Origin of the sequence: Heterorhizobium halophytocola (assembly GCF_017873095.1) — a bacterium.
GTDB lineage: Bacteria > Pseudomonadota > Alphaproteobacteria > Rhizobiales > Rhizobiaceae > Allorhizobium > Allorhizobium halophytocola.
In genome coordinates this window covers 55,297-78,956 of sequence record NZ_JAGGJU010000001.1, presented here as the reverse complement: position 1 = coordinate 78,956, position 23,660 = coordinate 55,297, and the positions used below count along the sequence as shown (strand labels likewise).

Below are 23,660 nucleotides of genomic sequence, written 5' to 3'. Positions count from 1 at the left end.
CTGCCGTTTTCTGCCGATTGGCATCCGCTATTCATTAACTTGAACGGTCGAAGAGACGCAGAGATATACTTTTCGCGTCATTGTTGCGGAAAGTATGGGCGGCAGTTGTTAAAGATTTGCTGAAATTCGTATGCGAAGAATATCGCTCGTTGCTTTGACAATGCAAATATAAGTTGTTTCTAATTTACAGTTACACTACACGTCCAACAACCTGAAAACCCTACGGTTTCTTGTGGGTGATAAATCCCAGTCCGGTGTCCCGACCGGCCAAAATGGCGCCGCCACGCCCGATTTCACCGGGGTTGGACGACCTGAGGTCCCAGAATTGGACAGGGGCGAGGGTGAAAAAGATGGATCTGACCGATTCGTCGGGTGGTTTTTCCACAGCCGCGTGGTCAACAGGCCCTTGCCGGAGCCCTTTGGGGCCCGCCTCGGCCGAACACAGAAGGGGTGGTCGCCGGCGAGACCTGTTGGCCGCCGGCGACAGCGGCCCCTATTCGGCGGCCTGGCGCGCCATCGGGTTGTTCGGATGGGTCGTCCAGTTGGCGTATTGCGGGTCGACCGGCTTGCCGGTGCGCTCGTCCAGGACGCCGGCGGCCAGCGCCTCCATCGAGATGCAGTTCTCGACCGGACAGACATTGACGCAGAGATTGCAGCCGACGCACTCGTCTTCCATCACCTCGAACTTGCGCACGCCATCGACCATGCTGGTGATCGCCTGGTGCGAGGTATCCTCGCAAGCGATGTGACAGCGACCGCACTTGATGCAGAGATCCTGGTCGATCTTCGCCTTGGCGATATAGTTGAGGTTCAGATACTGCCAGTCGGTGACGTTCGGCACGGCGCGGCCGCAGATATCATCGAGGCTCTGATGGCCCTTGGAATCCATCCAGTCCGACAGGCCGGTGATCATGTCCTCGACGATTTTGAAGCCATAGGTCATCGCCGCCGTGCAGACCTGAACATTGCCGGAGCCGAGCGCCAGGAATTCGGCGGCATCCCGCCAGGTGGTGACGCCGCCGATGCCCGAGATCGGCAGGCCGTGGGTTTCCGGATCGCGGGCGATCTCCGCCACCATGTTGAGGGCGATCGGCTTGACCGCCGGGCCGCAATAGCCGCCATGGCTGCCGCGTCCGTTGATCGAGGGCACCGGCGAGAAGCTGTCGAGATCGACCGAGACGATCGAGGAGATCGTGTTGATCAGCGACACGGCATCGGTGCCGCCGCGCTTGGCCGCACGGGCCGGCTGGCGGATATCGGTGATGTTCGGCGTCAGCTTGGTGATGACGGGCATGCGGGTATACTGCTTGCACCAGCGCACGACCATTTCGATATATTCCGGCACCTGGCCGACGGCGGCGCCCATGCCGCGTTCGGACATGCCGTGCGGACAGCCGAAATTGAGCTCGATGCCGTCGGCGCCGGTCTCTTCCACCAGCGGCAGGATCGCCTTCCAGCTTTCCTCCTCGCAGGGCACCATGATCGAGGCGATCAGCGCCCGGTCCGGCCAGTTCATCTTCACCTGCTTCATCTCCTGCAGGTTGACCTGCAGCGGACGGTCGGTGATCAGCTCGATATTGTTGAGGCCGAGCAGCCTCCGGTCGGCGCCCCAGATCGCGCCGTAGCGCGGGCCGTTGACGTTGACAACAGGCGGGCCTTCCTCGCCCAGCGTCTTCCACACGACGCCGCCCCAGCCGGCCTTGAAGGCACGCTCGACATTATACGCCTTGTCCGTCGGCGGCGCAGACGCCAGCCAGAACGGGTTGGGGGACTTGATGCCGACGAAATTGTTGCGCAGATCAGCCATGCTTGTTCTCCCTTCCGCCGGTCACGCGACAGCGCTTTGCGCGGCCGTGCGGCTGGCGAGCGCGCGGTTGATGCTCTCGGCCGCATCGCGACCCATGGCGACGGCCGAGACCGTCAGGTCCTGTCCGCCGTAGGCGCAGTCGCCGCCGGCCCAGACGCCCGGCACGGAGGTGCGGCCTTCCGCGTCGACGGCGATCTTGCCCTTTTCCAGTGCCAGCGTGTCGATGCCGTAGGCGTCGAGCTTCTGGCCGATGGCCACCAGAACCTGGTCGGCCTTGACGTCGGTCATGATGCCGGTGCCGCGCATCAGACCCTGGTCGAGTTCCGTATATTCGAAGGTCAGCCCGGCGATGTGGCCATCGGCGGACCGGCCTTCCTTCGGCTGCAGCCAGTGGCGGATGGTGACGCCCTTGGACGCTGCCAGATCCTGCTCGAATTCGGAGGCGTTCATGTGCTCCTTGCCGCGGCGATAACAGATCGTCACGGTTTCGGCCCCGAGCAGCTTGGACTGGATCGCCGCGTCGATCGCCGTCATGCCGCCGCCGATGACGACGACGTCGCGCCCGACCGGCACGGCGCTCTTGTCGTCGGCGCCGCGCAGGTCGGCGATGAATTCCACGGCATCGCGGATGCCGCCGGTATCGCAGCCGGGAAGGTTGAGCAGGTTGACGCTGCCGAGCCCGACGCCGAGGAAAACGGCGTCGAATTTCGCCTGCAGGTCGGCAAGCGTGATGTCGCGCCCGAGCATCTGGCCGTTGACGACCTCGATATTGCCGATCGACAGGATGTAGTCGACCTCGCGCTGGGCAAAGGCGTTGGGGGTCTTGTAGGCGGCGATGCCGTATTCGTTGAGCCCGCCGGCCTTTTCCCTGTGGTCATAGACGGTGACCGCATGGCCTTCCCGGGCAAGCCGGTGGGCGCAGGCGAGACCGGCCGGCCCGGCGCCGACGACGGCCACGGTCTTGCCGGTCGCGGCTGCGCGCTCGTAGAAATGCCGGTCATTGTCGATCGCGACATCGGTGGCATAGCGCTGCAGGCGTCCGATCTCGACCGGCCGTTCCTCGGCCGTGTTGCGCACACAGGCCTCCTCGCAGAGCTCTTCGGTGGGACAGACCCGCGCGCACATGCCGCCCAGAATGTTCTGGTCGAAGATCGTGCGGGCGGCGCCCAGCGGATTGTGGGTCGATATCTGCCGGATGAACAGCGGAATATCGATGGCGGTGGGACAGGCCGTCATGCACGGCGCATCATAGCAGAAATAGCAGCGGTCCGATGCCACCAGCGCCTCGTGCTCGGTAAGCCGCGGATGCAGGTCGGAGAAGTTCTTCGCATAGTCGGCAGCATCCAGCCGCCCGGCCTTCAGGCCCGGTTCCAGTCTTCGCATCGCAGTTCCCTCTGTCGTTTTTTGTGGTGCGATTGCGAACAGGCTAACTCAGGAATAAAAATTTATCAAACGGTAAAAATTCTTCCGCAAAGCCATGCGGGACAGGCCCGGCAGCCTGTCCGGACCAACCCGTGGCCTTCAGGTTTCCAGGCCGTCAGAAGGGCTTGAGGACGACCAGTGCGACAATCAGCAGCAGCGCTGCAAGCGATAGGACGAAGGAGTGACGCGCCGGTGCCGAAATCGCTGCTGCCGGATCCTGGGACAGCCGCTTGATCGCCGCCGTCTGCATGCCGTGCAGGGCCGACAGGGCGAGGACGATCGCCATCTTGGCCAGAAGCCAGCCGTCCGGCCACCAGTTGCCGGAAAAGACCAGCGCCAGGCCGAACACCCATACGCCGAACAGGGCAGGACTGGTCATGCGCATGTTGAGCCGACGGGCGAGCGAAAGCTGGACCGGCCCCATGCCCTGGGGCCTGGCCATCAGGCAGGCGCCGTTGATCAGCACACCGGCGACGAACAGGAAGTCCGACAGGAGATGCAGGGTTTTCAGCAGCAGATAGATCATCAAAGGGCTCCCTTGCTGTCCGTCGATTCGCTCGTCATCTTTCGTCTCAGCCAGCGCTCGTTGACGAAGCCGGCCAGCGGAATGAAGGCGCCGGCGATCAGGCGTATCACGGTGGAGGCGGACCATGCCCGTTCCGAGGCATGGCTGGTCACCAGCCATATATAGATCAGGAAGGCCATGCCATGCACGGGGCCCATGATCGCCGTTGCCATCGGCAAACCGAATAGGTGCTTGGCCGGCACGGCGACCGCCACCAGCAAAAGCAGCGTCGTTGCTTCCAGCATGGCGCCGTAGCGCAGCCACCGAAGGGGATCCGCCGGCGGATTTGCGGCGGCGGGGAGCGATGAAACGGCGGGTTCGAACTCAGCCGACATCGCGCAGGATCCTATCGATGGAGCCGAGCTTGTCTTCGGTGCTGGTCAGGCTCTGGCGGATGGCGGCCAGCGCCTCGGCGGCGTGGCGCTGGCCGGTGCGCATCTCCTCGCGAAGTGCCTGAAGTTCCTCCCGCAATGCCGTCTCGTCACGGCGGGCGCGGCTGGCCGACCAGTATTTCATCGCCGCGATCACCACGATCGTCAGCAGGATGAGAATGGTCAGCAATACGAATATGTGGCCATTGGCGTGCATGGCATGTCCTTTCAGCGTTTCGCAGGCTTGGTGTCGCTCAGGCTCGCGGCGGCCCCGGCGATGGTTTCGGGTGTGAGGGTCAGGGTGAAGGGCGCAAGTTCGTAATAGCTGAGCGCTTTACCGTCGGAGGAGAGTTCGAGTGCGCTCCTGACCAGTCCGGCTTCCTCCAGCTTCTGCAGATGCAGGTAGAGAAGCGGACGGCTGATGCCGGCCTCGCGCGCCATCTGGCTCACATAGTTGCGGCCCTGTTTGTGCAGCGCGGCGATGATCCGCAGGCGGTGCGGGTTGGCGAGCGCCTGCAAAATGCCCAGCAATGTGTCGCCGTCTTGCATCCGGAATTCCTTTTAGGTGTCAGAAAAATATTTCATATGAAATGCCGACCGTCAACAGGTGCCGCAGTACCGGTTTGTCGCAGGGGCGGGTGGTGCCGCAATGTCAGCCGGCCGGGCGTGCAGCTCTGTCGCGGTAGGCCCGGGGCGAAAGGCCGGCCTTGCTTGAAAAGAAGCGGGAGAAATAGGCCTGGTCGTCGAAGCCGAGGCTGTCGGCGATCTCGCCGATCGGGCGCATGGTCATGGCGAGCTCGCGCTTGGCTTCGGTAACGATCCGCTCGGCGATCAGCCGGCTCACCGGCTTTCCGGTCTGTATGGTGGTGATCCGGTTGAGATGGGTCGCCGAGACGCCGAGCCGGCGCGCATAATCGGTGACCGGCAGATGCGCGCGGAAATCTTCCGCGATCATCCGCTCCAGCAGCGCCAGTCGCGCCCGGTCGCGGTCGAGCCCGCCTTCCGGCGCCTCGCCGCTGATCCGCAGCATCAGGCCAAGCGCGCTGGCCAGCAGGCTTTCCACCAAAGCGATGGCGCTTGCCGTGCCGGTCAGGATCTCCCGCTCGATCTGCGCAAGGGTCAGGACGAGGAAGTCCCGGTCCGGCTGCTCGGCCTCGAGAGGGACCACCCGCGGCTGCGACAGCCAATCCGCCATCGCGGCGGGCTCGGCATCCATCGGCGGCCGGCAGGCGGGAAACCGGGCCGCCACGAAGGTCAGCACGGATCCGTCGATATCGGGCGAGAAGCGGAAGCCGTGGTCGTGGCGCGGTGGGGTGACCACGACCGCAGGCCCTTCGAGGGTGACTGTCCGCTGGCCGAGCGACAACGTGCAGCGTCCTCTTCGCATGTGCAGTATCTGAAAAAGATGCTCATGGCGGTGCGGCCGGATCTCCCAGTCATACCGGCTCGAGCGGCTGGGGATCGATTCCGCGTGGACCCAGAATTCTGCCGATTCCCGGTCGTTCTCGCCGTAGAGGCTGTAGGTCGGCACAGACGACATGGGCTGGACCCTTGCAATTCTATGTTCGAATTGTCCAAGAAAATGACGAAATCCTCCATTGATTGCAAGCCCGCCCGGTCTGACAATCGTCAGCAGATGGAGGAAAATTTCAGATCATGCGCACGCAAGTCGTCATCATCGGCTCGGGGCCGTCGGGGCTCATTCTGGGCGAACTGCTCCACAAGGCCGGCATCGATGCCGTGATCCTCGATCGCGTCAACCGCGACTATATTCTCGGGCGCATCCGCGCCGGCGTGCTGGAAACCGGAACGGTCGGGCTGATGGATGAGATCGGCTGCGGCGCGCGCATGCATCGCAAGGGCCTGATCCACGAAGGCGTCGAACTCTCCTTTTCCGGTCGCCGCTGCCGCATCGATCTGGCGGGCCTGACCTCCTCGACCGTCATGGTCTACGGCCAGACCGAGCTGACACGTGACCTGATGGATCACCGCGAGAGCCATGGCGCGACGACCATCTACAATGCCGCCGATGTGACGCCGCACGACTTCGACGGCGACCGGCCCTATGTCACCTATGAGAAGGATGGCACGACTCACCGGATCGATTGCGATTTCATCGCCGGCTGCGACGGTTACCACGGTCCGAGCCGCGCCGCGGTTGAGGGCAGGGGGCTCGAGACCCATGAAATGGTCTATCCCTTCGGCTGGCTCGGGGTTCTTGCCGATGTGCCGCCGGCCCATGAAGAACTGATCTATGCCAATCACCCGCGCGGCTTCGCGCTCTGTTCGCAGCGTTCGCTGACCCGTAGCCGCTACTACGTGCAGGTGCCGCTCGACGACAGGGTCGAGGCTTGGTCGGACGATGCTTTCTGGGACGAGTTGCGCCGCCGGGTGCCTGCCGATATCGCCGAGGCTGTCGTCACCGGCCCGTCGATCGAGAAGTCGATCGCGCCGCTGCGCTCCTTCGTCGCCGAGCCGCTCACCTTCGGGCGGCTGTTCCTGGTCGGCGACGCCGGCCACATCGTACCGCCGACCGGCGCCAAGGGGCTCAACCTTGCAGCCTCCGACGTGCATTACCTGTTCGAGGGCCTGCGCGATTTCTATCTCGACACCTCCCGTGCCGGGATCGACGCCTATTCTGCCCGGGCGCTGTCGCGGATCTGGAAGGCCGAGCGCTTCTCCTGGTGGATGACCAAGCTGATGCACCGCTTTCCCGAAGACGGCGATTTCGGCCAGAAGATCCAAGAGGCCGAACTCGATTATCTCGCCGGCTCGATCGCCGCGCAGACCGCCCTGGCCGAAAACTATGTCGGCCTGCCTTACTGACGGCGGCGCGCCGGGCAATGGCTGCAGCATCACGGCGAGCCGAAAAACGGACGCCGCGACACGGCGCCTAAAAAGGTGAGTTTTTTCGTCACCTTTAATCTTTACTCCAAAACTCAACTTTACTAAGGTCTGACTCGTTGAGCCATCAGCGCCGTCGGCGCGCGGCAGATCAGTTGAGGAGTGGACATGGGCAAGAAGGGCAAGAAGCCGCGGCACGCGCCGCCGCCGCCGTCGCAGGCAACTGCCGCGGAGGACCAGAACCGGCAGACGACCGCGATCCGCAGCTTTCTCTATGTGGGCGGGCGCGATTGCCAGGTCGCGCATCTGCGGCAGATTGCCACCAATCATGGCGCGGAGCTCATTCACCACGATGGCGGCCTGCGTGAAGCGGTCTCACGCATTGACACTGTGTTGCCATCTGTAGACTGCGTCTTCTGCCCGATCGACTGTATCAGCCATGATGCCTGTCTGCGGGTGAAGACCGGATGCAAGAAGTTCGGCAAGACTTTCGTACCCTTGCGAAATGGCAGTAAATCCAGTCTGGACAGGGCCTTGCAGACTCTTTCGGAAAGGAGCAATACATGACCGATGGTGTTGTGAATTCCATGGGCTTGCTCGCGGATCATCACGTTGTGGAGAGCATGCTACCCGTTAAGCCTGCCGCCACATTTCTGCAACAGTCTGCCGCGATCCTGCGCCTGCCGGGGTTGCATGAAAGACCCAAAAGGCACATACATCAGACGTTGCTGAACAGCGACGCCAAAATCATCAACTTTCCGGTTTCCGGTTGGCAGAAAAAAGCCGCAAGATAGCGGTAACGGGAGTTTCTGCTGCGGGTTGCCGCCTTGAAGGAAACGCGCATGAACGCGATGCTCCCTGCCGATGTCGACATGATCGACGTAATGCCTATTCTGCCGTCGCTGAATTTCGAACAGACCCAGAAATATTACACGGAATCGCTTGGCTTCACCGCCATTGCCTGCTGCAACGCGGATTGTCTGGTGCTGACCCGCGGTCGCATCGAACTGCATTTCTGGCGCTGTGCGGACCCCTATCTCGTCACCAACAGCTCGGTCTTCCTGCGCTCCGACAATGTCGAGCGTCTCTATGAAGACTTCCTCGGCCGCGGCGCCGACGGTCTGGTCAAGGTGCGTGAGGACGAGGATCGTCTGGTCAGCTTCCACATCCGCGACCCGCACGGCAATCTTTTGTTTTTCGGCCGCACCCGCGTCGCCGATCTGCCGGCCTGATCCCACCCTGTCGGCGCTGCGCATCCGCGCGACGTCGACCTTTGCTCTGGCGTTTTCGTCCCGAAACCCGAAACGGTGTCTGGACGGAGATTTCCAGGGCTGCCTGCCGTCTGGACCCGGTGGTCCGGATGATCGCGCCCGCCTCGGGTGATCGATGACCGGAGGATGCCGGACAGACCGGTGATGCCCCTGATGATGCCGGTGCAGCCTAGGTGCGCGGCGGCAGAAAGACGCCGACGGCCGCGACCAGCCATCCGATGATCACCATCATGCCGCCCGTCGGTGCGGCCATCGGAAACAGGCTTTCACCGTAAAACTGCTTGAACGTCAGATCTCCGGAAAACAGCAGCGTGCCGATGCCGAGCAGGAGCGCCGACGGTATGGCCGTGCGCAGCCGGGCCGACGAAAGCGCGGCCAGCGCCAGCATGGCCGGCGCATGGGCAAGGCACATGGTCGAGGCCGGGCCGATCAGCGCGCCGCCCAGATGCGCGCCGGCGGCTGCAAGCGCCACGCCCGCCGCGCCGACAAGGCCGGCCACGAAGATCACCGGCAGGGTGAAGCGGTCGAATGCGGTCATCCGTTCAATCCTGTTCTTTGTTCTGCATGTGATGGCCGAGCCGCTCGACCGGCTCCCAGATGATCGCCCGCAGCTTCTCGTTGGGGATGGTCTCTTCCATCGCCCGGCGGAAGCATAGGAACCAGCCGTCACGCTCGGCCGGTCCGATGGCCGCGCCGAAATGCCGTCGGCGCAGCATCGGGTGACCGTATTTCTCGATATAGAGTTGCGGCCCGCCCAGATAACCCGACAGATATTCGTAGAGCTTCTCCTCGCTGCGTGACAGGTCGTCCGGATGGACCGCCCGGCAGGCGGCTGCCTCCGGCAACGTGTCCATCAGCTCGTAGAAGCGATGCGTCAAAGCCCTGATCGTCGGATCTCCGCCGATGGCCTCGTAAAGGGTGATCGTCTCGTCGCTCAAAGCCTTCGGCCTTTTCCCGTTCGGTCCGTTTGTCCATCCCGGTCTATCCGGCTGCGGCCGGTCGGGGCAAGACGAAACGGGTGCGGCAAAGCGGCATAGCAGGGGATCGTCGACCGATCGGATCAGATCAGGCCGACGCCGGGATTTCCGCCTCGATCCGTTCGGCTACCTCGTCCCATGTGAGGATGCCGTCGCGCCAGCCTTCGGGATGCGCGCTTGCAAGCACGCGGTCGAGCAGCAATGTCCAGTCCTGGGTCTCAGGGCGGTCATAGCCGACGAGATTGCCGCGGCTGCCTTCCAGCAGCCGCGGCACCAGGATCGGCAACAGGCAGTAGCTGTATTGCTGCAGCTTCAGGCTCGACTGCGCCAGATAGAGTTCGCGTTCACCGAGCCTGTAGGGCGCAATGCCGAAATCGGCAAACCTGATGAAGGGCACGATGTCGGGGAATGGTCGCTCGCCATAGACCCTCACATTGCCGGCGAAATCGTCCGGAATGCCGGCGCCGAACAGATGATAGGTGATATCCGGACGCGCCGCCGCCATGGCCTCGATGGCCGCGCGGTCGAAGAGCATGTTTCCGACGGAGACGGCGTTCAGGGTGCCGGGCGGGTAGGGCGAGACGGTCGCCGCATCGAAGACCTGCTTGTCGATCCCCTGCGGAATGAAGCGGACCCTGGCGGTCTTCGGCAGGTGGTCGGCCATGCGCGGCGAAGGCACGATGACGCGATCGCAGAGGGGCGCAATCCGCTGTTCGGTTGCCTGCAGCCAGGCCGAGGCGCCGACCGTATCCAGCCGGTCGCGGCAGAAATAGATCACGGCTGCCTTGGGATTGAGACGCTGGACCGCGTCGAAAAAGGCGATCGCCGTGCCGGATTCGATGACCACCACGTCCGCGTCCGTTATGGCTTGGCGCAGGAAGCCCGGCAGCAGATTGCCGTAGAGCGGAAAGGTAAGCGCGGTCAGCCGGTTGACCCAGGCATGCGAGGTGCTGAACGGGTGCAGTGGCGGCAGGTAGGCGGCCGAACGATAACCCGGTGCCGTGTCTGCGAACCGGTTCTTCTGTCCGGCAGCGATCGCGCCCTCGACGAGCTGCGGTTTCTTCCAGGCGGTCAGCCGGCTCATGCCGACGCTGACCGTGTCGACCTTGTGGCGGCGCGCGACCAGGGCTTCCGCGACGAAATGCACGCTGGTCTTGCGTGTCGCCGGCAGGAAGGCATGGGTCGAGAGAAAGAGGAATTTCATGTCGGCCCCCTTGGAAATGTTCGCCAGTGCAGGGTGCGTGAACGGATGAGAACCCTCTTGAAAACAAGGCCTTGAAGGCTAGTCCGGACTCTGATTGCCAGAACCGGTCCGCCGCGGTCACCCGCGCATTCAGCCACTTTTCGCGTAGAGTTGCTGTTGCCAGCGCTCGCCCAGAACCGCGTCATATTCATCGGCGACGCAGCCGTGAAAGCCGCCGCCCGGATAAAGCGTCATCTCGCCCACATGGAGGCGCCCGGGGGTGACATAGAAATCGACCCGCATGAAGTCGAGATCGGCCGCCAGCCTGCGCGCCACATCGAGCATTTCGTCCAGTTGCGCCGGCCGTTCCACCGCCTGCGGATAGAGCGGGTAATAGTCGGCGCAATAGGCCATCTTCTCCCAGTCCGGCGTGTAGTTGCATTCGTAGCCGATGCCGTCGCGGCGCAGGCGCACCTCGATATGCGAGACCACGCCGGAAAAGATGAACACCCGGTAGTCATCCGGCGCGCCGTCGCCCTCGACCAGCATGCGCTCGATGATCACCTGCGGCGCGACGGCGCCGTAGGCCCATTCGCGATTGATGCGGTGATGCTTGATCGCTAGCCAGTGCGGCGTCGGGTCCTCTGCGATGAAGCGTGCGACATCGGTCGTCGTGCGCAGGAAGCAACCCTGGCCGCTGCCATTGGTCGGCTTGGCGACCGCCGGCAGGCTGATCGTCGACCAGTCGATCGTCTTGATGTCAGTGCCGACCCAATAGGTCTCGATTACGTATTGCGGGCCGGCCCGCTCTGCAATCACCGCCTTGGCGGCGGCCTTGTCGACCAGACCCGGATAGATCGGATTGCGGTCGTAGAGCTTGCGCACCTGCACCTTCTCGGTGAACAGGCGCGGCTTGGCGAGATCCGGAAACCGGCCGGAGAGGGAGAAATATTTCCAGCGGATATAGGGCGCGTCCGGCAGGCTGGAAATCGCCCGCCAGAACAGATGGCGCATCTTTTGCGTCAGCGACCCCTTTTGGTGCGCTGAAAGGGAAATGTCAGTCATTGATCATGCTACCCTTGAGCTTTCGCGGACCGTATTCGTGTTTCCTTAAATCCGCGTTAAATGAGCGCTCGCACGCCCTGATCTTGCCCCGTCGCACATCGTGTTTCGCTCCGCCGGGCAACCGAATCTTAAGTCCGCTTGATTAGGATGCGCTCGATCTTCGGCCAGAGAGCCCGCTTGCATGCGGGTGGCCGGGAAACGGAGACGGCCGCCGTCATGCAATCCATGCTCAGTTCATCGCTGCTCAATACGGCCGCGGGATTGCTGTCGCTGTTTGCCGGCCTTGCCTCCAGCATCGTCGTCGCACGGCTGCTCGGCGTCGAGGGCTCCGGCATCGTCGCCTATGCGCTGTGGCTGATGACGATTGGCGTCCAGGTGTCCGGGCTCGGCCTCACCCAGGCGCTGTTGCGCTTCATCGGCCGGGGGGACGACGAGGGTGGCGGAGCAGCACTCGTCAATGCCGTGTCGCGACCGTTCGCCCTGTCCACCGGCCTGCTGTCGCTGATCGGCCTTGCCTATGCGGTCCTGCTCTGGCAGCGCGGGCGCATCGACGACAGCGTCATCTGGATCGGCAATATCGTCCTGTTCGCCGCCTATGGCTTCTCCACCATGTCGCTGGCTGCCGCCGAAGGGCTCGGCCGGTTTCGCGAAAGCACCGCCTTTGCCGCCGTCGGCTGCCTGATCCAGCCTTTTGCCGTGCTGGCCGGCGGTCTTATCCTCGGTCCGGCCGGCGCGATCTTCGGCCATGTGGCGCGGCATCTGCCGCAGGCGCTGGCGCTTTACCGCTACCGGGCGCCCAGATCCGTTCCAAGTGCGCCGATCACGCCCGAGATGCGCGTCTATGCCCGCGACAACTGGGTGTCTTCCGCGCTTTCGGCCATCCTCACATCGCGCGTCGAACTGGCGATCATCGGCTTCTACCTGACGCTGCTCGATGTCGGCTACTACGCCGTCGGTGCCACCATGTCGGGGATGGTGCTGCAGGTCGGGCTCTATCTGGCAGCAACGCTGGTGCCGTATCTGGGCTACCACCATGATCGCGGCGATCACGTCACGCTCGTGCGCGTCTTCAACCGGAGCCTGCTTGGCCTTACCGTGCTGATCGCGCCGATCGCCTTCGGCGGGGCGGCCATCGCACCGGTGCTGATCCCGACGCTGTTCGGTGCCAGCTTCACCCCGGCGGTCCATGTGGCCGTCGTGCTGCTGATCGCCTCGCTGCCGCTGGCAATCAACATCGCGCCGGCGCGGCTTCTGCTGGCCACGCGGCGCAGCGGGGTCACGCTTCGGGTGACGATCGTCAGCGGCCTGTTCACGGTCGCCGCCATCTTCTCCATCGTGCCCGTCTTCGGTGGCGAGGGGGCCGCCTGGATCAAGGGCGGAATGTCCTTCGTCACGCTGATCTTCTATCTCTGGTATTGCCGGCGCCGGCTCGATATCGCCGTCGATGTCGCGAGCCTGCTCAAGGTCTGTGTCGCGGCCGGCCTTTGCGCCGCCGCCGCCTTCGGCACCATGCGTCTTGTCGACGGATTGCCGGGCATGATCCTCGGCATCCTGATCGGCGGCGTGATCTATCCGATGGCGCTGATCGCGCTTGGTGCCCTGCCGCGCGACCTGCGCGACAGTCTGGGACAATGGGCAGGCGGACGCCTGCCGCCGGGGATTGCGGGGGCCCTTCGCTGGGTGCTGCTGGTCGGCCCTGGAAAGCCGGCAAGGGAGGAAGGCTGATGGCCCATGCGGACCGTTTCGAGATCGAGGAGGCCCGCGACGCGTCCCCTGACGCAACGGGGCGCGCGTCTCTTCATCCGCTGACCTTTGCCGGCACTGTCGGTCATTATCATCCCGGCGCCGGCGATGTCGGCATCGTGGTCTGCAACCCTTGGGGCTATGACGAACTCTGCGTGCGCAAGTTCCACCGCCTGCTCGGCGACCGGCTGTCCGGCCAGGGCTTTCCGGTGCTGCGTTATGATCATCCGGGCGAGGGCGACGCGCTGCCGGTCGAGGGTGGGGCGGGGCTCGTCCGGTTGACCGAAGGCGCGCTTGCCGCAGCCGACGTCTTGCGGGCGGCCAGCGGCTGCGAGCGGGTGATCTTTTACGGCATCGGGCTCGGCGCCACCGTGGCACTGATCGCCGCGCGCTCCTATTTTGCCACCGGCGGGCTGGTCATTGCCGCCCCCGTGCTGTCGGGCCGGCGCTATCTGCGCGAGATCGACATGCGCGAGCGAATCATCCGCGAGACGCTGGGGCTCGATCTCGGCACGCCGCCGGACGCCGTGACGCTGGCCGGTTTCCGGATGACGGAGCGGCTGGCAGCCGAGCTGAAACCCCTGAAGATCGGCTTCGAGGGCCTCGATGCGAAGCTGCCGGTACTGGTGCTGGAGCGTCCGGACTACGCGGCCGATGCCGAGCTGCTTGCAGCACTTGCGGCGGCCGGCGTCAAAGGCGAGGCCGTGCGCTTCGACGGCTATGGCGCCCTGATGGAAAGCCCGACGACCTCGGTCATTCCGCTTTCGCCGATCGCGGCAATCGCCGGCTGGGTCAAGGCGCGTTTCGCCGGCAAAGTCGCCGATGCCGTGCCCCGCTTCCAGCCGATGCATGCCAGCCAGCACTTTGCCGAGGAGGTGCTGACCTTCGGGCCGGAACCCGGTCTGTTCGGCGTGCTGACATGCCCGGTTGCGACCGCGCCGAAGGCGACCGTCATCTATCTCAATACCGGCTATGGTCATCGTATCGGCTGGGGCGGCATCTGGGTTCGGGCTGCCCGGGACCTGGCCGGCGAGGGTATCGCGTCGTTCCGGCTCGATCTTTCCGGCATCGGCGACAGTCCGGCGCAGCCCGGCGCGCCCGAACAGGTAATCTATTCCAGCCAGCAGCTTACCGATATCGGCCATGCCGTGCGGATGCTGAAACAGCGTTCGGGCGGACCGATCATCCTGGTCGGGCGATGCTCCGGCGCCTGGTCGGCCTTGCATTTCGCCGCCATCAGCGCGGATGTCGCCGCCGTCGTCTCGGTCAACCAGTTGCGGCTGATCTTCGATCCGGCGGAAAATCTCGAAAACGCCTTGCGGGTCGGTGCCCGCTCGCTCAACGACTACCGTCGCCGCGCCTTCGACATCCGTATCCTCGGCCGCATCCTGAAAGGTGAGGTCAACCTGCCGCGTGCCGCGATCAACGTACTGGGCCAACTGCGCACCAAGGCGATGACGCGCCTGGCGCCGCATCTCGGCCCGCTTACCAGGATCGGCCGTTTCCGCCGGCGGTTGTCGACGATTCTGCGCGATCTGGAGATCCGCGCCGTGCCGGTCTCGTTTGCCAATGTGCGCGATGACGGGAGCCTCGACCAGATGGCGCTGTATTTCGGCCCGGATCTCTCCGGCCTCGAGGCCTTCTCCAACCTGTCGCTCGAAATCATCGAGAATGCCGATCACAACCTGACGCCGCGCGCGGCGCAGGATCAGCTGATCGACATCGTCAGACGGGCGGTCGACGCCCGCGTCTGAGGGCGCTTGTCGACTATCTCTTCAGGGCAATGCCGGCTGCTGCTGGTAACGCTGTCAGTGATGCCAGCTGGAGGTCGCTGTCACCGGCCGCTGTCCGACTTCGCTCGGCGCGGCGGTATCGACCTGCGTGACGCTCAGCACATCGGCCAGCGGAAAGCTGAGCGCGCGGTCGCAGATCTGAGCGGTCATGCTGGTGCTTTCAAATTCAATATCGGAGGCGAGCAGGCTGCGCTCGTGACCCTTGTAGCGAACGGATAGGACAAACATGATGAACCAAATCTAAAAAAACGATGTAGGCTCATCTTTCTCCTGCAGCGTTAAAGCATGGTTAAGTTCGCTGATTGCACGGCCTGGATGCCAAATAAAGTTTGTTCCGCGCATTGCGTGCACGGCAGCCGCCGCACGCTGACGCAAGACCCTAGCAAAGTCAGAGGGTAAGCTCATCGACCTTGTGGGTCAGGTCGGCGATATAGGCCTCCGTCGAAAGCTCCGATCCGGTGGCGGCAAGCAGCAATTCGCTGGGGCTGCGCGACCGGCCATGCCGATGGACCTGGTCGTTCAGCCAGGTCTTGAGCGGCTGGTAGTCGCCAATTTCGAGGCCCGTCTCGACCGCCTGGTCCTTGCGGGCCGCGGCGAAGAACTGCGACGACATGATGTTGCCGATCGTATAGGTCGGGAAGGAGCCGATCATGCCCGACGACCAGTGGACGTCCTGCAGCACGCCGAGCGTGTCGCTCGGAACCGTAAGCCCGAGATAGGAGCGCATCTTGGCCGCCCAGATCTCCGGCAATTCGCCGACCGAAACCTCGCCTGCCATCAGCCCGGCCTCGATTTCCGAGCGCAGCATGATGTGGAAGTCATAGGTGAGTTCGTCCGCCTCGACGCGGATATGGCCGGGGCGGGGGGCGTTGACGGCACGCCAGAACTCATCCGCGCTGACGTCGGAAAGCTGGTCGGGGAAGGCCTGCCGCAGCTCTTCGAAATGCAGTTCCCAGAACCGCCTGGAGCGCCCGACCCGGTTTTCCAGCAGCCGCGACTGGGATTCATGGGTGCCGAAGCTGGCACCGCCCACGGCGTAGAGATTGACGAAATCGGCGGTGAAGGCGCTGCGCGTCAGGTCGGGCGAGACACCCTGCTCGTAAAGCCCATGGCCCGCCTCGTGCCAGACGGCGAACAGGCCGCCCGGCAGCCAGGTGTCGCGAAACCGCCCGGTGATGCGCACGTCCTCGCGGGTAAACGAGATCTCGAAGGGATGTACCGTATTGTCGAGGCGGCCGCGGTCGAAGTCGTAGCCCATGCGCTGCGCCATCCGCACGGAAAAGGCGCGCTGGCTTTCGACCGGATAGCTGCGTTCGAGAATGTCGGAGCGTATCCGGACCTCTCTGGCGCGATCGAGCAGCGGCAGCAGCGCGGTCTGCAATTCGCCGTAGAGGCCGCGCAGCCGCTTCCAGCGCATGCCGGGTTCATAGGTGGAGACCAGCGCGTCATAGGGGTGCTCGTCATAGCCGATGGCACCGGCGATCTGGCGCTGCATCTCCATGGTGCGTTCCAGCATCGGCGCGAAGCCGGCAAAATCATCGGCGGCTCTTGCCCTTGCCCAGGCAGACTGTGCCAGCGTCTTCAATTCCGCTGCCTCGGAGACGAGACTTGCCGGTATGCGTGCAAGTGTTGCCGTCTGGGTGGCCGCGGTCTCGATCGCCCGAAGCCGAAGATCGTCTGCGGGCACGCCTGTAAGCTCCGACCTTGCGCCCTCGATGGCCTTCTGCAGGGCGTCGCCGGTCGCCAGATCGCGGGCAATCCCGGTCAGCGTCGCGATCTGCTTGCCGCGGCTCTCGACACCGCCGGCCGGCATCATCGTGCGCGAATCCCAGGTCAGCAGGTTGATGCTGCAAAGGACGTCGTTGAGGCGGGCGATCTCGCGGGTGAAGGTCTCGTAGGTCATGGGCATCAGGTCTCGGTGGAAGCTGGGACGGGTGGCTCGGCGGCGCCGAAATCGGTCAGGTGGCAGGCGGCATACTGGCCGGTGCCGCGTGGTGTGAGCAAGGGGCGTTCTGTCCGGCACCGGTCGAAGACATAGGGGCAGCGGCTGGCAAAGGGGCAGCCGGGCGGCACGTTCATCGGGCTCGGGATCTCGCCGGTGGCGGCGACGGCGCGGCTGCGGTTCTCCGGATCGAGATCCGGTGCCGCGTCGAGCAGGGCCTTGGAATAGGGATGGCGCGGGGCGGTAAACAGCGCCTCGGCGGTCGCGATCTCCATCACCTGGCCGAGATACATGACGGCCACCCGGTGCGAGATATGGCGCACGAGACGCAGGTCGTGGGCGACGAAGACGACGGTGAGCTTCAGCTTCTCCTGCAGCTGCAGAAGAAGATTGACCACCTGCGCCTGCACCGAGACGTCGAGCGCCGAGACCAGTTCGTCGGCGACGATCACTTCCGGCTCGACGGCGAGCGCCCGGGCGATGCCGATCCGCTGGCGCTGGCCGCCGGAGAATTCGTGCGGCCGCCGATGGGCAGCATCTTCCGGCAGGCGGACCAGTTCGATCAGTTCGGCGATGCGCGCCGGGATTTCCGTCTTGGGCCGCATCCTGTGCACCGACAGGGCCTCGCCGAGGATCTGCGCCACCGTCATGCGCGGATTGAGCGAGCCGTAGGGATCCTGGAAGATCATCTGGACGCGGCGGTTGAAGGCGCGCCGCTCAGGGCCTTTCAAGGTCGAGATGTCCTTGCCCTCGAAGCGGACGGCGCCGCCGTCGGGCTCGTAGAGCCTGACCATGCAGCGCGCGAGCGTCGACTTGCCGCAACCGCTTTCGCCGACAATGCCGAGCGTCTCGCCGCGCTTCACGTCGAGCGTCACGTGGTTGAGGGCCTTCACCGAGATGGGTGGCAATCCCTTCAGCCGGCGGCTGAGGGAGAAGGGGCCGGAAAATTCCTTGGAAAGACCATCGATGGAGAGCAGCGGCACATTCGTGTTCATACCAGCGCCTCCGCCCTGGCGACCTGCTGATGATGGAAGCAGGCAGCGGCGCGGCCCGGACCGAAGGTTTCGAGGGGCGGCCGCTCGCGCCGACAGAGATCGGTCGCAAAGGCGCAGCGCGGATGGAAGGCGCAGCCCGCCGGAAGATCGGTGAGGTTCGGCGGCGTGCCGTCGATCGAGCGCAGCAGGGTGCGCGGCGCGTCGGCATTCGGCACCGAGCCCAGAAGGCCGCGGGTATAGGGATGGTGCGGGGTGGCGAAGACTTCGGGCACCGTGCCGGTCTCGACGATGCGGCCCGCATACATCACCGCCATCCGGTCGCAGGTCTGGGCCACCACGCCGAGATCGTGGGTGACCAGCACGACGCTCATCTGCAGCCGGTCGCGCAGGTCGAGCAGCAGTTTCAGGATCTGGTCCTGGATGGTCACGTCGAGCGCGGTCGTCGGCTCGTCCGCAAGCAGCAGTTTCGGCGAGCAGGCAAGCGCGATCGCGATCATTGCCCGCTGCCGCATGCCGCCGGAAAACTGGTGCGGATATTCCTTCAGCCGGGTCTCTGGCGAGGGGATGCCGACGATGGTCATCAGCTCGATGGCGCGGGCCTGGCGCGCCTTGCGGCCGAGATCGGTATGGGCCTTCAGGTTTTCGTCGATCTGCAGGCCGACCGGCAGCACCGGATTGAGCGCCGTCATCGGCTCCTGGAAGATCATCGCGATCTCGCTCCCGCGCAGCCGGCGCAGGTCTTCCGCCGGCATGCCGATCAGGTCGCGGCCATTCCATTCGACCCGGCCTCGCACCTTGCCCGGCTCGCGCACCAGCCGCATGATCGAGCGCAGCGTCACGCTCTTGCCGGAGCCGCTTTCGCCGACCAGGCCGACCACCTCGCCGGGGGCGACGTCCAGATCGATATCGGCAGCAGCGATCGCCGTGCCGCGCGCGGTGTCGAAGGTGGTGGTCAGCCCGCGCACCAGAAGCCCGCTCTGTTCCGCTGCCGTCGTCATCGCTTCACCCTCAGCAGTTCGGCCACCCCGTCGCCGGCCAGGCTGAAGCCGAGCCCGGTCAGCACGATGGCGACGCCTGGAAAGACCGAGATCCACCAGGCGGTGTTCATGAAATTCTTGCCGTCGGCGATCTGCACGCCCCATTCGGAGATCGGTGGCTGGGCGCCGAGGCCGAGATAGCCGAGCGAAGAGCCGAGCAGGATCGCCAGCGCCATGTCGGTCATCCAGTAGACGATCGCCGGGGTGATGGCGTTGGGCAGCAGGTGGCGGAAAATGATCCGCATCGCGGTATAGCCCATGACCCGGCCGGCATCGGCATAGTCGAGCCGCTTCTGCACCTTCACCTCTGCGGCGACCAGCCTTGCATAGAACACCCAGCCGACGATGCTGACGGCGACATACATGTTGCCGAGGCCAGGGCCGAGCACCGAGACGATGGCGATCACCAGAACGAGGAAGGGGAAGGTGATGACGGCATCGACGACACGCCCGAAGATCGCTTCGGTCAGGCCACCGTAATAGCCGACAAAGGCGCCGACCAGCGTGCCGAAGACGAAGGGGAATATGGTGGCGAAAATGGCGATCTGCATGTCGATCGTATAGGCGTGGATCACCCGCGACAGCACGTCGCGGCCGAAGCTGTCGGTGCCGAACAGATGGGCCGCAGAGGGCGGTGCCAGCAGCGCATTGTAGTCGAAGGCGTTCGGGTCGTAGGGCGCAAACAGCTGCGGCACGACCGCGAGCACCACGCTTGCGAGCAGCAGAAGTCCGCCGAAGACGAGGCTGAGCGGCTGCTTCGGCAATCTCGACAATGCCAGGCGGCGGGTGGCCGCCGGTTTGGTATCCTGCAGGGTCATCGCGCCACCCTCGGATCGAGCCAGGCCTGGAAGATGTCGGTCAGCAGGAAGGTGATCGAGACCAGCACGGCGAGCGTGATCGTCAGTCCCTGCAGCACCGGATAGTCGCGGCCGAAGATGCTGTCGATCAGCAGGCGCCCGGCGCCCGGCACGGCAAACACGGTTTCCGTCACCACGGCGCCGCCGAGCATGGTGCCGATCTGCAGGCCGAACAGCGTGACGGTCGAGATCAGCGCGTTGCGCAGGATATGGCGGTAGAGGATGACGGTGGAGCGAAGCCCCTTGGCGGCGGCGAAGTCGACATATTCGGCATTCATCACCGCGATCACCGAGGCCCGCAGATTGCGCATCAGGATCGCCGAGAGGCTGAGCGCCAGCGTCAGCGACGGCAGGAAGAGATGGTAGAGATGTTCCGTGACGGTCTCGCCATAGCCGCCGACCGGAAAGATCTTGAACTGTGCGGCAAAGACGGTGAGCAGGATGATGCCGACATAGAAGACCGGCATGGACAGGCCCACCTGGAAGGCGCCGCGAATGGCGTTGTCGGCAATGCTGTCGCGCCGCAGCGCCGCGACGAAGGCCAGCGGAACGGCGAGCACGAGAGCGATCACGGCTGCCATCGCCGTCATCAACAAGGTAACGGGCAGGCGCTGCGCGATCAGCGTCGTGACCGGCAGCTTCAGCGCGATGGAATCGCCAAGGTCACCGGTAACGATGCGCTCGACATAATAGAGGAACTGGACGGGCAGCGGCTTGTCGAGCCCGAGCTGGTGATTGATCCGGGTCACGTCGGCATCAAGCGCCCTGTCGCCGATCATGGCGCTTGCCGGATCGCCCGGCAAAAGCCGGACCAGCACGAAGGTCACCACGAAGATGAAGATGATCGTGGGGATCATCTGCAGCAGGCGGCGGAGGATGAAACTCAATAGGTGCAAGAAGGCTCTCCGGCATCCCGAGGCAAAAAGGTCGCGCGGACGACCTGACAGATATCCGCGCGACAGGTGGTTGAGAGCAGCTTACTTGTCTTTCCAGGCGCCGGAAAAGATGTTGTTGCCGAGCGGGATCTGCAGGAAGCCGTGCACCTTCTTCGATAGCGCCACCGGATAGGGCGTCTCGTAGAGCGGCAGGGTCGGGCCGGTGGTGTTGAATATCTCCTGGATCCTGGCGTATTCCTCGGCCCGCTTGGCGCCATCCATTTCCTTCTGCGAGGCTTCGAAGAGTGTGTCGGCCTCCTCGCTATTCCAGCCGGTATGCAGGGCGTCGATATTCGGCGAATAGGCGAAATAGGAGGTGATCTCGTTCGGATCGGCGATGTCGTCCGTCCAGGCGGCATTGCGCATGACGAACTTGCCCTCGCGGTACTGCTGGGTCAGCGTCGCATTGTCGACCTGCTGCAGGTCGAGCTTGACGCCGATCTGGCCGAGCATCTGCTGCAGGGCGGTCGAGATGCTGATCTGGTCCTGGTTGCCGGCAAGCACGAGAATGCTGGTCGAGAAGCCGTCCGGATAGCCGCTCTCCTTCATCAGCGACTTGGCCTTTTCCAGGTCGTAGGGGTAGAGCGGCTGGTCGCCGGCATGCAGCGGCGTGGCGGTCGACATGTAGGAGGTCTGCGGCGTGCCCACGCCATGCGTGACGATCTGGATGATCGCCTGCTTGTTGATGGCGTAGTTCATCGCCTGGCGCACCTTGACGTCGGACAGCGGGTTCTTCTTGCCGTCGATCTCGGGGCGGACGTTCATCGTCACGTATTGCACGCGGGTCGACGGGAAGAGCTCCATGTCGACGGCGGCGGAGCCCTTGAGTTCCGCCACGCGCGAATAGGGGATGAATTCCGCGCCATCCAGTTCGCCGGAACCGAGCTTCAGGATGCGGGTCGCATCATCCGGAATGACCGGGAAGTCGACCTCGTCGAGATAGGGCAGCGGCTGGCCGTCCTCGCCCTTGGCCCAGTAATAGGGGTTCTTCACCAGCTTCATCACCGAGCCGCGATCCCAGGATTTCAGCATGAAGGCGCCGGAGCCGACCGGATGGGTGCCGAAATCCTTGGCCTTCTCCTCGTCGGTCGTGCCCTTGGCGGCCTCGAAGGCCTTCTGCGGCATGATCGCGGTGTTGAACACCGTGAGGGCTGCAAGGATCGCGGGATCGGGATGCTTCAGCTTGATCGTCACCTTGGTGTCGCCGTCGGCCACGATGTCGTCGATCGAGTCGACCATGAAGCCCCAGATGCCGTTGTCCTTCTTCGTCGCCCGCTTCAGCGACCAGACGACGTCGGAGGCCGTGATCGGCGAGCCGTCGGAAAACTTGATGCCGTCGCGCAGGGTGAGCGCGATGCTCATGCCGTCGTCGGCCATCTTGTATTCGCTGGCAAGACCGGGCTTGACGTCCTTGCCGTCGTCGGTCGGTAAAAGCAGGGTGTCGTAGAGGTTGGACAGGATCCAGATGTCGACATTGGCATCGTTCAGCACCGGATCGAGGAACAGGCTGTCGGCATAGCGACCATAGGTCAGCGTGCCGCCGCGTTCGATGGCATGGGCCGAGACGCCGGCACTGAGGACAAGGGCGGCCGTCAACGCCGCGCGAGCGAAGGTTTTCATCACATTCCCCTTATGAGTTCTATCGTGAACTGTTCTTGTTGGCTGTAACGATTTCACGCGATCCCGGACCTGTCAACTGCCGGAATCTTACATTTGCGGGGTGTCTTGCAGGCGCTTGACAGGCGCCCCAGCGAAAAGCAGGATTGCTGTCCTAGAGAAGTAGAACACTAACCCGCTGCGGAGCCCCATGGAATTCTTCGTCGATCGCGATCTGCCGGTGCCGCTGAAAACCCAGCTGCTCGGGCTCATCGAATACGGCATCGCCGGCGGCGATCTGGTCGCCGGGGAAATGCTGCCGTCGGTGCGCGAGCTGGCCGAGACGATCGGGGTGGCGCCGATGACGGTGAGCCAGGTCTATGCCGAGCTGAAGGCGGCCGGCCTGATCGAGACGCGGCCGGGGGCGGGCACCTTCGTCGCCGATAGCCGGACGGCACGCCTTGCCGGACGGCCGGACGCCAGCGGCCTGCATCGCCAGATCGATGCGATGATCGACGAGAGCCGGGCGCTCGGCATTCGTCCCGGCGAACTGATCTCGCTGATCAGCGCCCGCGTCTACTACCGTGAAAGCGTGGGGCCGCGGCTGAGGATCGTGATGATCGGCCTGTTCCAGCAGGCGACGGCCAGCTATGCGCGGGTGATTGCCGCCAGGCTCGGCCGCGACGTGACGGTGGAGCCGGTGACGGTGGCCGCCCTCCAGCGCGATGCGGAGGTGCGCGCGCTCACCAATTCCGCCGACCTTGCCGTCACCTTCGCCAACCGGCAGCGGGAGGTGACGGCGCTGGTGCCCAATACCCGGGTGGTGACGATCGCCTTCACCCCGTCGGAAGAGACGCGCCGGGCGCTTGCCTCGCTGGATTCGCTGTCGCGGATCGCCATCGTCTCGCGCTTTCCGGAATTTCTGCCGATCATGAAGAGCGGCGTGCAGCGCTTCGCCCCGCATGTCAGCGACCTCGTCGGCACGACCGTCGATGCGGCGGATCTGGCCGAGGTGGTGAAGGCGGCGACCGTCGTCATCTATGCCTCAGGCGCCGAAAGCGTGCTCGGCAGCCTTTCGCCGGCGGTCACCTCGATCGAATACCGGCATGCCCCCGATGTCGCCGACATCGAGCGGGTCATCGTGCCGATCGTGCGCGCGACCGGCGTCGGCATGGCGCAGGACCCATCGAAATCCGCAGCGGCGGATGCGACGACCGCATCGCCGGACGAAAAAGTCTGAAAGACGAGAAAGGCTTG

General features: G+C 64.3%; 25 protein-coding genes. 7 read left to right on the top strand and 18 right to left on the bottom strand.

Going from position 1 to position 23,660, the window contains the following annotated elements; genetic code table 11:
* Window positions 1–493: 493 nt before the first annotated feature.
* The 7 genes from preA to J2Z17_RS00375 form a co-directional block, all read right to left on the bottom strand.
* Entirely contained in the window at window positions 494–1,807 is a 1,314-nt protein-coding gene (gene preA, locus J2Z17_RS00405) for an NAD-dependent dihydropyrimidine dehydrogenase subunit PreA (RefSeq protein WP_209941185.1), read from the bottom strand.
* A 21-nt stretch (window positions 1,808–1,828) separates the two neighbouring features.
* Complete coding sequence (locus J2Z17_RS00400; RefSeq protein ID WP_209941184.1) at window positions 1,829–3,190, bottom strand: NAD(P)-dependent oxidoreductase; 1,362 nt, start codon at window positions 3,188–3,190, stop codon at window positions 1,829–1,831.
* A gap of 154 nt (window positions 3,191–3,344) precedes the next feature.
* Window positions 3,345–3,755 carry a CopD family protein gene (locus J2Z17_RS00395; RefSeq protein ID WP_209941183.1) on the bottom strand — a complete coding sequence of 137 codons (411 nt, stop codon included), beginning with the start codon at window positions 3,753–3,755 and terminating at the stop codon, window positions 3,345–3,347.
* Window positions 3,755–4,129, bottom strand: a complete 375-nt coding sequence (locus tag J2Z17_RS00390; protein ID WP_209941182.1) for a DUF3817 domain-containing protein — start codon at window positions 4,127–4,129, stop codon at window positions 3,755–3,757. Before J2Z17_RS00390 ends, J2Z17_RS00395 begins: the two co-directional genes overlap by 1 nt.
* The gene (locus J2Z17_RS00385) at window positions 4,119–4,382 is read right to left on the bottom strand and encodes a hypothetical protein (protein ID WP_209941181.1); all 264 of its coding nucleotides are present in this window, start codon (window positions 4,380–4,382) and stop codon (window positions 4,119–4,121) included. The genes J2Z17_RS00390 and J2Z17_RS00385 overlap by 11 nt, the downstream gene beginning before the upstream one ends.
* An 11-nt stretch (window positions 4,383–4,393) precedes the next feature.
* Window positions 4,394–4,714, bottom strand: a complete 321-nt coding sequence (locus tag J2Z17_RS00380; protein ID WP_209941179.1) for an ArsR/SmtB family transcription factor — start codon at window positions 4,712–4,714, stop codon at window positions 4,394–4,396.
* 103 nt (window positions 4,715–4,817) lie between these two features.
* Window positions 4,818–5,705 (bottom strand): helix-turn-helix domain-containing protein, encoded by an 888-nt coding sequence (locus J2Z17_RS00375; RefSeq protein WP_209941177.1) that lies wholly within the window; start codon window positions 5,703–5,705, stop codon window positions 4,818–4,820.
* Window positions 5,706–5,821: 116 nt separating this feature from the next.
* On the opposite strand from J2Z17_RS00375, the gene pobA reads away from it, so the two are divergent.
* The 4 genes from pobA to J2Z17_RS00355 all read left to right on the top strand — a co-directional run bounded on the left by pobA (window position 5,822) and on the right by J2Z17_RS00355 (window position 8,241).
* The gene (gene pobA, locus J2Z17_RS00370; protein WP_209941175.1) at window positions 5,822–6,991 is read left to right on the top strand and encodes a 4-hydroxybenzoate 3-monooxygenase; all 1,170 of its coding nucleotides are present in this window, start codon (window positions 5,822–5,824) and stop codon (window positions 6,989–6,991) included.
* A 186-nt stretch (window positions 6,992–7,177) separates the two neighbouring features.
* Window positions 7,178–7,576, top strand: coding sequence for a DUF2325 domain-containing protein (locus J2Z17_RS00365; protein WP_209941173.1), 399 nt, complete (start codon window positions 7,178–7,180; stop codon window positions 7,574–7,576).
* Window positions 7,573–7,803, top strand: a complete 231-nt coding sequence (locus J2Z17_RS00360; RefSeq protein ID WP_209941171.1) for a hypothetical protein — start codon at window positions 7,573–7,575, stop codon at window positions 7,801–7,803. Before J2Z17_RS00365 ends, J2Z17_RS00360 begins: the two co-directional genes overlap by 4 nt.
* Window positions 7,804–7,851: 48 nt before the next feature.
* On the top strand, window positions 7,852–8,241 hold the full coding sequence (locus J2Z17_RS00355; protein WP_209941168.1) for a VOC family protein: 390 nt from the start codon (window positions 7,852–7,854) through the stop codon (window positions 8,239–8,241).
* A 208-nt stretch (window positions 8,242–8,449) separates the two neighbouring features.
* Here J2Z17_RS00355 and J2Z17_RS00350 read toward each other — a convergent pair whose 3' ends face one another.
* The 4 genes from J2Z17_RS00350 to J2Z17_RS00335 form a co-directional block, all read right to left on the bottom strand.
* On the bottom strand, window positions 8,450–8,818 hold the full coding sequence (locus tag J2Z17_RS00350; protein ID WP_209941166.1) for a DUF423 domain-containing protein: 369 nt from the start codon (window positions 8,816–8,818) through the stop codon (window positions 8,450–8,452).
* A gap of 4 nt (window positions 8,819–8,822) precedes the next feature.
* On the bottom strand, window positions 8,823–9,218 hold the full coding sequence (locus J2Z17_RS00345; protein WP_209941164.1) for a group II truncated hemoglobin: 396 nt from the start codon (window positions 9,216–9,218) through the stop codon (window positions 8,823–8,825).
* Between the two features lie 127 nt (window positions 9,219–9,345).
* Window positions 9,346–10,461 carry a GumK N-terminal domain-containing glycosyltransferase gene (locus J2Z17_RS00340; RefSeq protein ID WP_209941162.1) on the bottom strand — a complete coding sequence of 372 codons (1,116 nt, stop codon included), beginning with the start codon at window positions 10,459–10,461 and terminating at the stop codon, window positions 9,346–9,348.
* Between the two features lie 129 nt (window positions 10,462–10,590).
* The gene (locus J2Z17_RS00335; protein WP_209941160.1) at window positions 10,591–11,505 is read right to left on the bottom strand and encodes an ATP-grasp fold amidoligase family protein; all 915 of its coding nucleotides are present in this window, start codon (window positions 11,503–11,505) and stop codon (window positions 10,591–10,593) included.
* Window positions 11,506–11,721: 216 nt separating this feature from the next.
* On the opposite strand from J2Z17_RS00335, the gene J2Z17_RS00330 reads away from it, so the two are divergent.
* Window positions 11,722–13,230, top strand: coding sequence for a lipopolysaccharide biosynthesis protein (locus tag J2Z17_RS00330; protein ID WP_209941158.1), 1,509 nt, complete (start codon window positions 11,722–11,724; stop codon window positions 13,228–13,230).
* Window positions 13,230–15,002, top strand: coding sequence for an alpha/beta hydrolase family protein (locus J2Z17_RS00325; RefSeq protein ID WP_209941157.1), 1,773 nt, complete (start codon window positions 13,230–13,232; stop codon window positions 15,000–15,002). Before J2Z17_RS00330 ends, J2Z17_RS00325 begins: the two co-directional genes overlap by 1 nt.
* A gap of 54 nt (window positions 15,003–15,056) precedes the next feature.
* Here the strand turns inward: J2Z17_RS00325 and J2Z17_RS00320 are convergent, their stop codons facing one another.
* The 7 genes from J2Z17_RS00320 to J2Z17_RS00290 form a co-directional block, all read right to left on the bottom strand.
* Complete coding sequence (locus J2Z17_RS00320) at window positions 15,057–15,269, bottom strand: hypothetical protein (protein WP_209941156.1); 213 nt, start codon at window positions 15,267–15,269, stop codon at window positions 15,057–15,059.
* A gap of 160 nt (window positions 15,270–15,429) precedes the next feature.
* Entirely contained in the window at window positions 15,430–16,950 is a 1,521-nt protein-coding gene (locus tag J2Z17_RS00315; protein ID WP_245223782.1) for a carboxypeptidase M32, read from the bottom strand.
* Complete coding sequence (locus J2Z17_RS00310) at window positions 16,950–17,978, bottom strand: ABC transporter ATP-binding protein (protein WP_209941155.1); 1,029 nt, start codon at window positions 17,976–17,978, stop codon at window positions 16,950–16,952. The genes J2Z17_RS00315 and J2Z17_RS00310 overlap by 1 nt, the downstream gene beginning before the upstream one ends.
* Complete coding sequence (locus J2Z17_RS00305) at window positions 17,975–18,976, bottom strand: ABC transporter ATP-binding protein (RefSeq protein ID WP_209941154.1); 1,002 nt, start codon at window positions 18,974–18,976, stop codon at window positions 17,975–17,977. The genes J2Z17_RS00310 and J2Z17_RS00305 overlap by 4 nt, the downstream gene beginning before the upstream one ends.
* On the bottom strand, window positions 18,973–19,833 hold the full coding sequence (locus tag J2Z17_RS00300; protein ID WP_209941153.1) for an ABC transporter permease: 861 nt from the start codon (window positions 19,831–19,833) through the stop codon (window positions 18,973–18,975). The genes J2Z17_RS00305 and J2Z17_RS00300 overlap by 4 nt, the downstream gene beginning before the upstream one ends.
* Window positions 19,830–20,768 (bottom strand): ABC transporter permease, encoded by a 939-nt coding sequence (locus J2Z17_RS00295; RefSeq protein ID WP_209941152.1) that lies wholly within the window; start codon window positions 20,766–20,768, stop codon window positions 19,830–19,832. Before J2Z17_RS00295 ends, J2Z17_RS00300 begins: the two co-directional genes overlap by 4 nt.
* Before the next feature lie 81 nt (window positions 20,769–20,849).
* Window positions 20,850–22,427, bottom strand: coding sequence for an ABC transporter substrate-binding protein (locus J2Z17_RS00290; RefSeq protein WP_209941151.1), 1,578 nt, complete (start codon window positions 22,425–22,427; stop codon window positions 20,850–20,852).
* 187 nt (window positions 22,428–22,614) lie between these two features.
* On the opposite strand from J2Z17_RS00290, the gene J2Z17_RS00285 reads away from it, so the two are divergent.
* Window positions 22,615–23,643, top strand: a complete 1,029-nt coding sequence (locus J2Z17_RS00285) for a GntR family transcriptional regulator (RefSeq protein ID WP_209941150.1) — start codon at window positions 22,615–22,617, stop codon at window positions 23,641–23,643.
* The last annotated feature ends 17 nt before the right edge of the window (window positions 23,644–23,660 follow it).

Excerpts from the sequence above, each read along its gene's own strand:
- preA (WP_209941185.1), bottom strand. The coding sequence starts at position 1,807 with ATGGCTGATCTGCGCAACAATTTCGTCGGCATCAAGTCCCCCAACCCG.
- J2Z17_RS00400 (WP_209941184.1), bottom strand. The coding sequence starts at position 3,190 with ATGCGAAGACTGGAACCGGGCCTGAAGGCCGGGCGGCTGGATGCTGCC.
- J2Z17_RS00395 (WP_209941183.1), bottom strand. The coding sequence starts at position 3,755 with ATGATCTATCTGCTGCTGAAAACCCTGCATCTCCTGTCGGACTTCCTG.
- J2Z17_RS00390 (WP_209941182.1), bottom strand. The coding sequence starts at position 4,129 with ATGTCGGCTGAGTTCGAACCCGCCGTTTCATCGCTCCCCGCCGCCGCA.
- J2Z17_RS00385 (WP_209941181.1), bottom strand. The coding sequence starts at position 4,382 with ATGCACGCCAATGGCCACATATTCGTATTGCTGACCATTCTCATCCTG.
- J2Z17_RS00380 (WP_209941179.1), bottom strand. The coding sequence starts at position 4,714 with ATGCAAGACGGCGACACATTGCTGGGCATTTTGCAGGCGCTCGCCAAC.
- J2Z17_RS00375 (WP_209941177.1), bottom strand. The coding sequence starts at position 5,705 with ATGTCGTCTGTGCCGACCTACAGCCTCTACGGCGAGAACGACCGGGAA.
- pobA (WP_209941175.1), top strand. The coding sequence starts at position 5,822 with ATGCGCACGCAAGTCGTCATCATCGGCTCGGGGCCGTCGGGGCTCATT.
- J2Z17_RS00365 (WP_209941173.1), top strand. The coding sequence starts at position 7,178 with ATGGGCAAGAAGGGCAAGAAGCCGCGGCACGCGCCGCCGCCGCCGTCG.
- J2Z17_RS00360 (WP_209941171.1), top strand. The coding sequence starts at position 7,573 with ATGACCGATGGTGTTGTGAATTCCATGGGCTTGCTCGCGGATCATCAC.
- J2Z17_RS00355 (WP_209941168.1), top strand. The coding sequence starts at position 7,852 with ATGAACGCGATGCTCCCTGCCGATGTCGACATGATCGACGTAATGCCT.
- J2Z17_RS00350 (WP_209941166.1), bottom strand. The coding sequence starts at position 8,818 with ATGACCGCATTCGACCGCTTCACCCTGCCGGTGATCTTCGTGGCCGGC.
- J2Z17_RS00340 (WP_209941162.1), bottom strand. The coding sequence starts at position 10,461 with ATGAAATTCCTCTTTCTCTCGACCCATGCCTTCCTGCCGGCGACACGC.
- J2Z17_RS00335 (WP_209941160.1), bottom strand. The coding sequence starts at position 11,505 with ATGACTGACATTTCCCTTTCAGCGCACCAAAAGGGGTCGCTGACGCAA.
- J2Z17_RS00330 (WP_209941158.1), top strand. The coding sequence starts at position 11,722 with ATGCAATCCATGCTCAGTTCATCGCTGCTCAATACGGCCGCGGGATTG.
- J2Z17_RS00325 (WP_209941157.1), top strand. The coding sequence starts at position 13,230 with ATGGCCCATGCGGACCGTTTCGAGATCGAGGAGGCCCGCGACGCGTCC.
- J2Z17_RS00320 (WP_209941156.1), bottom strand. The coding sequence starts at position 15,269 with ATGTTTGTCCTATCCGTTCGCTACAAGGGTCACGAGCGCAGCCTGCTC.
- J2Z17_RS00315 (WP_245223782.1), bottom strand. The coding sequence starts at position 16,950 with ATGCCCATGACCTACGAGACCTTCACCCGCGAGATCGCCCGCCTCAAC.
- J2Z17_RS00310 (WP_209941155.1), bottom strand. The coding sequence starts at position 17,978 with ATGAACACGAATGTGCCGCTGCTCTCCATCGATGGTCTTTCCAAGGAA.
- J2Z17_RS00305 (WP_209941154.1), bottom strand. The coding sequence starts at position 18,976 with ATGACGACGGCAGCGGAACAGAGCGGGCTTCTGGTGCGCGGGCTGACC.
- J2Z17_RS00300 (WP_209941153.1), bottom strand. The coding sequence starts at position 19,833 with ATGACCCTGCAGGATACCAAACCGGCGGCCACCCGCCGCCTGGCATTG.
- J2Z17_RS00290 (WP_209941151.1), bottom strand. The coding sequence starts at position 22,427 with ATGAAAACCTTCGCTCGCGCGGCGTTGACGGCCGCCCTTGTCCTCAGT.
- J2Z17_RS00285 (WP_209941150.1), top strand. The coding sequence starts at position 22,615 with ATGGAATTCTTCGTCGATCGCGATCTGCCGGTGCCGCTGAAAACCCAG.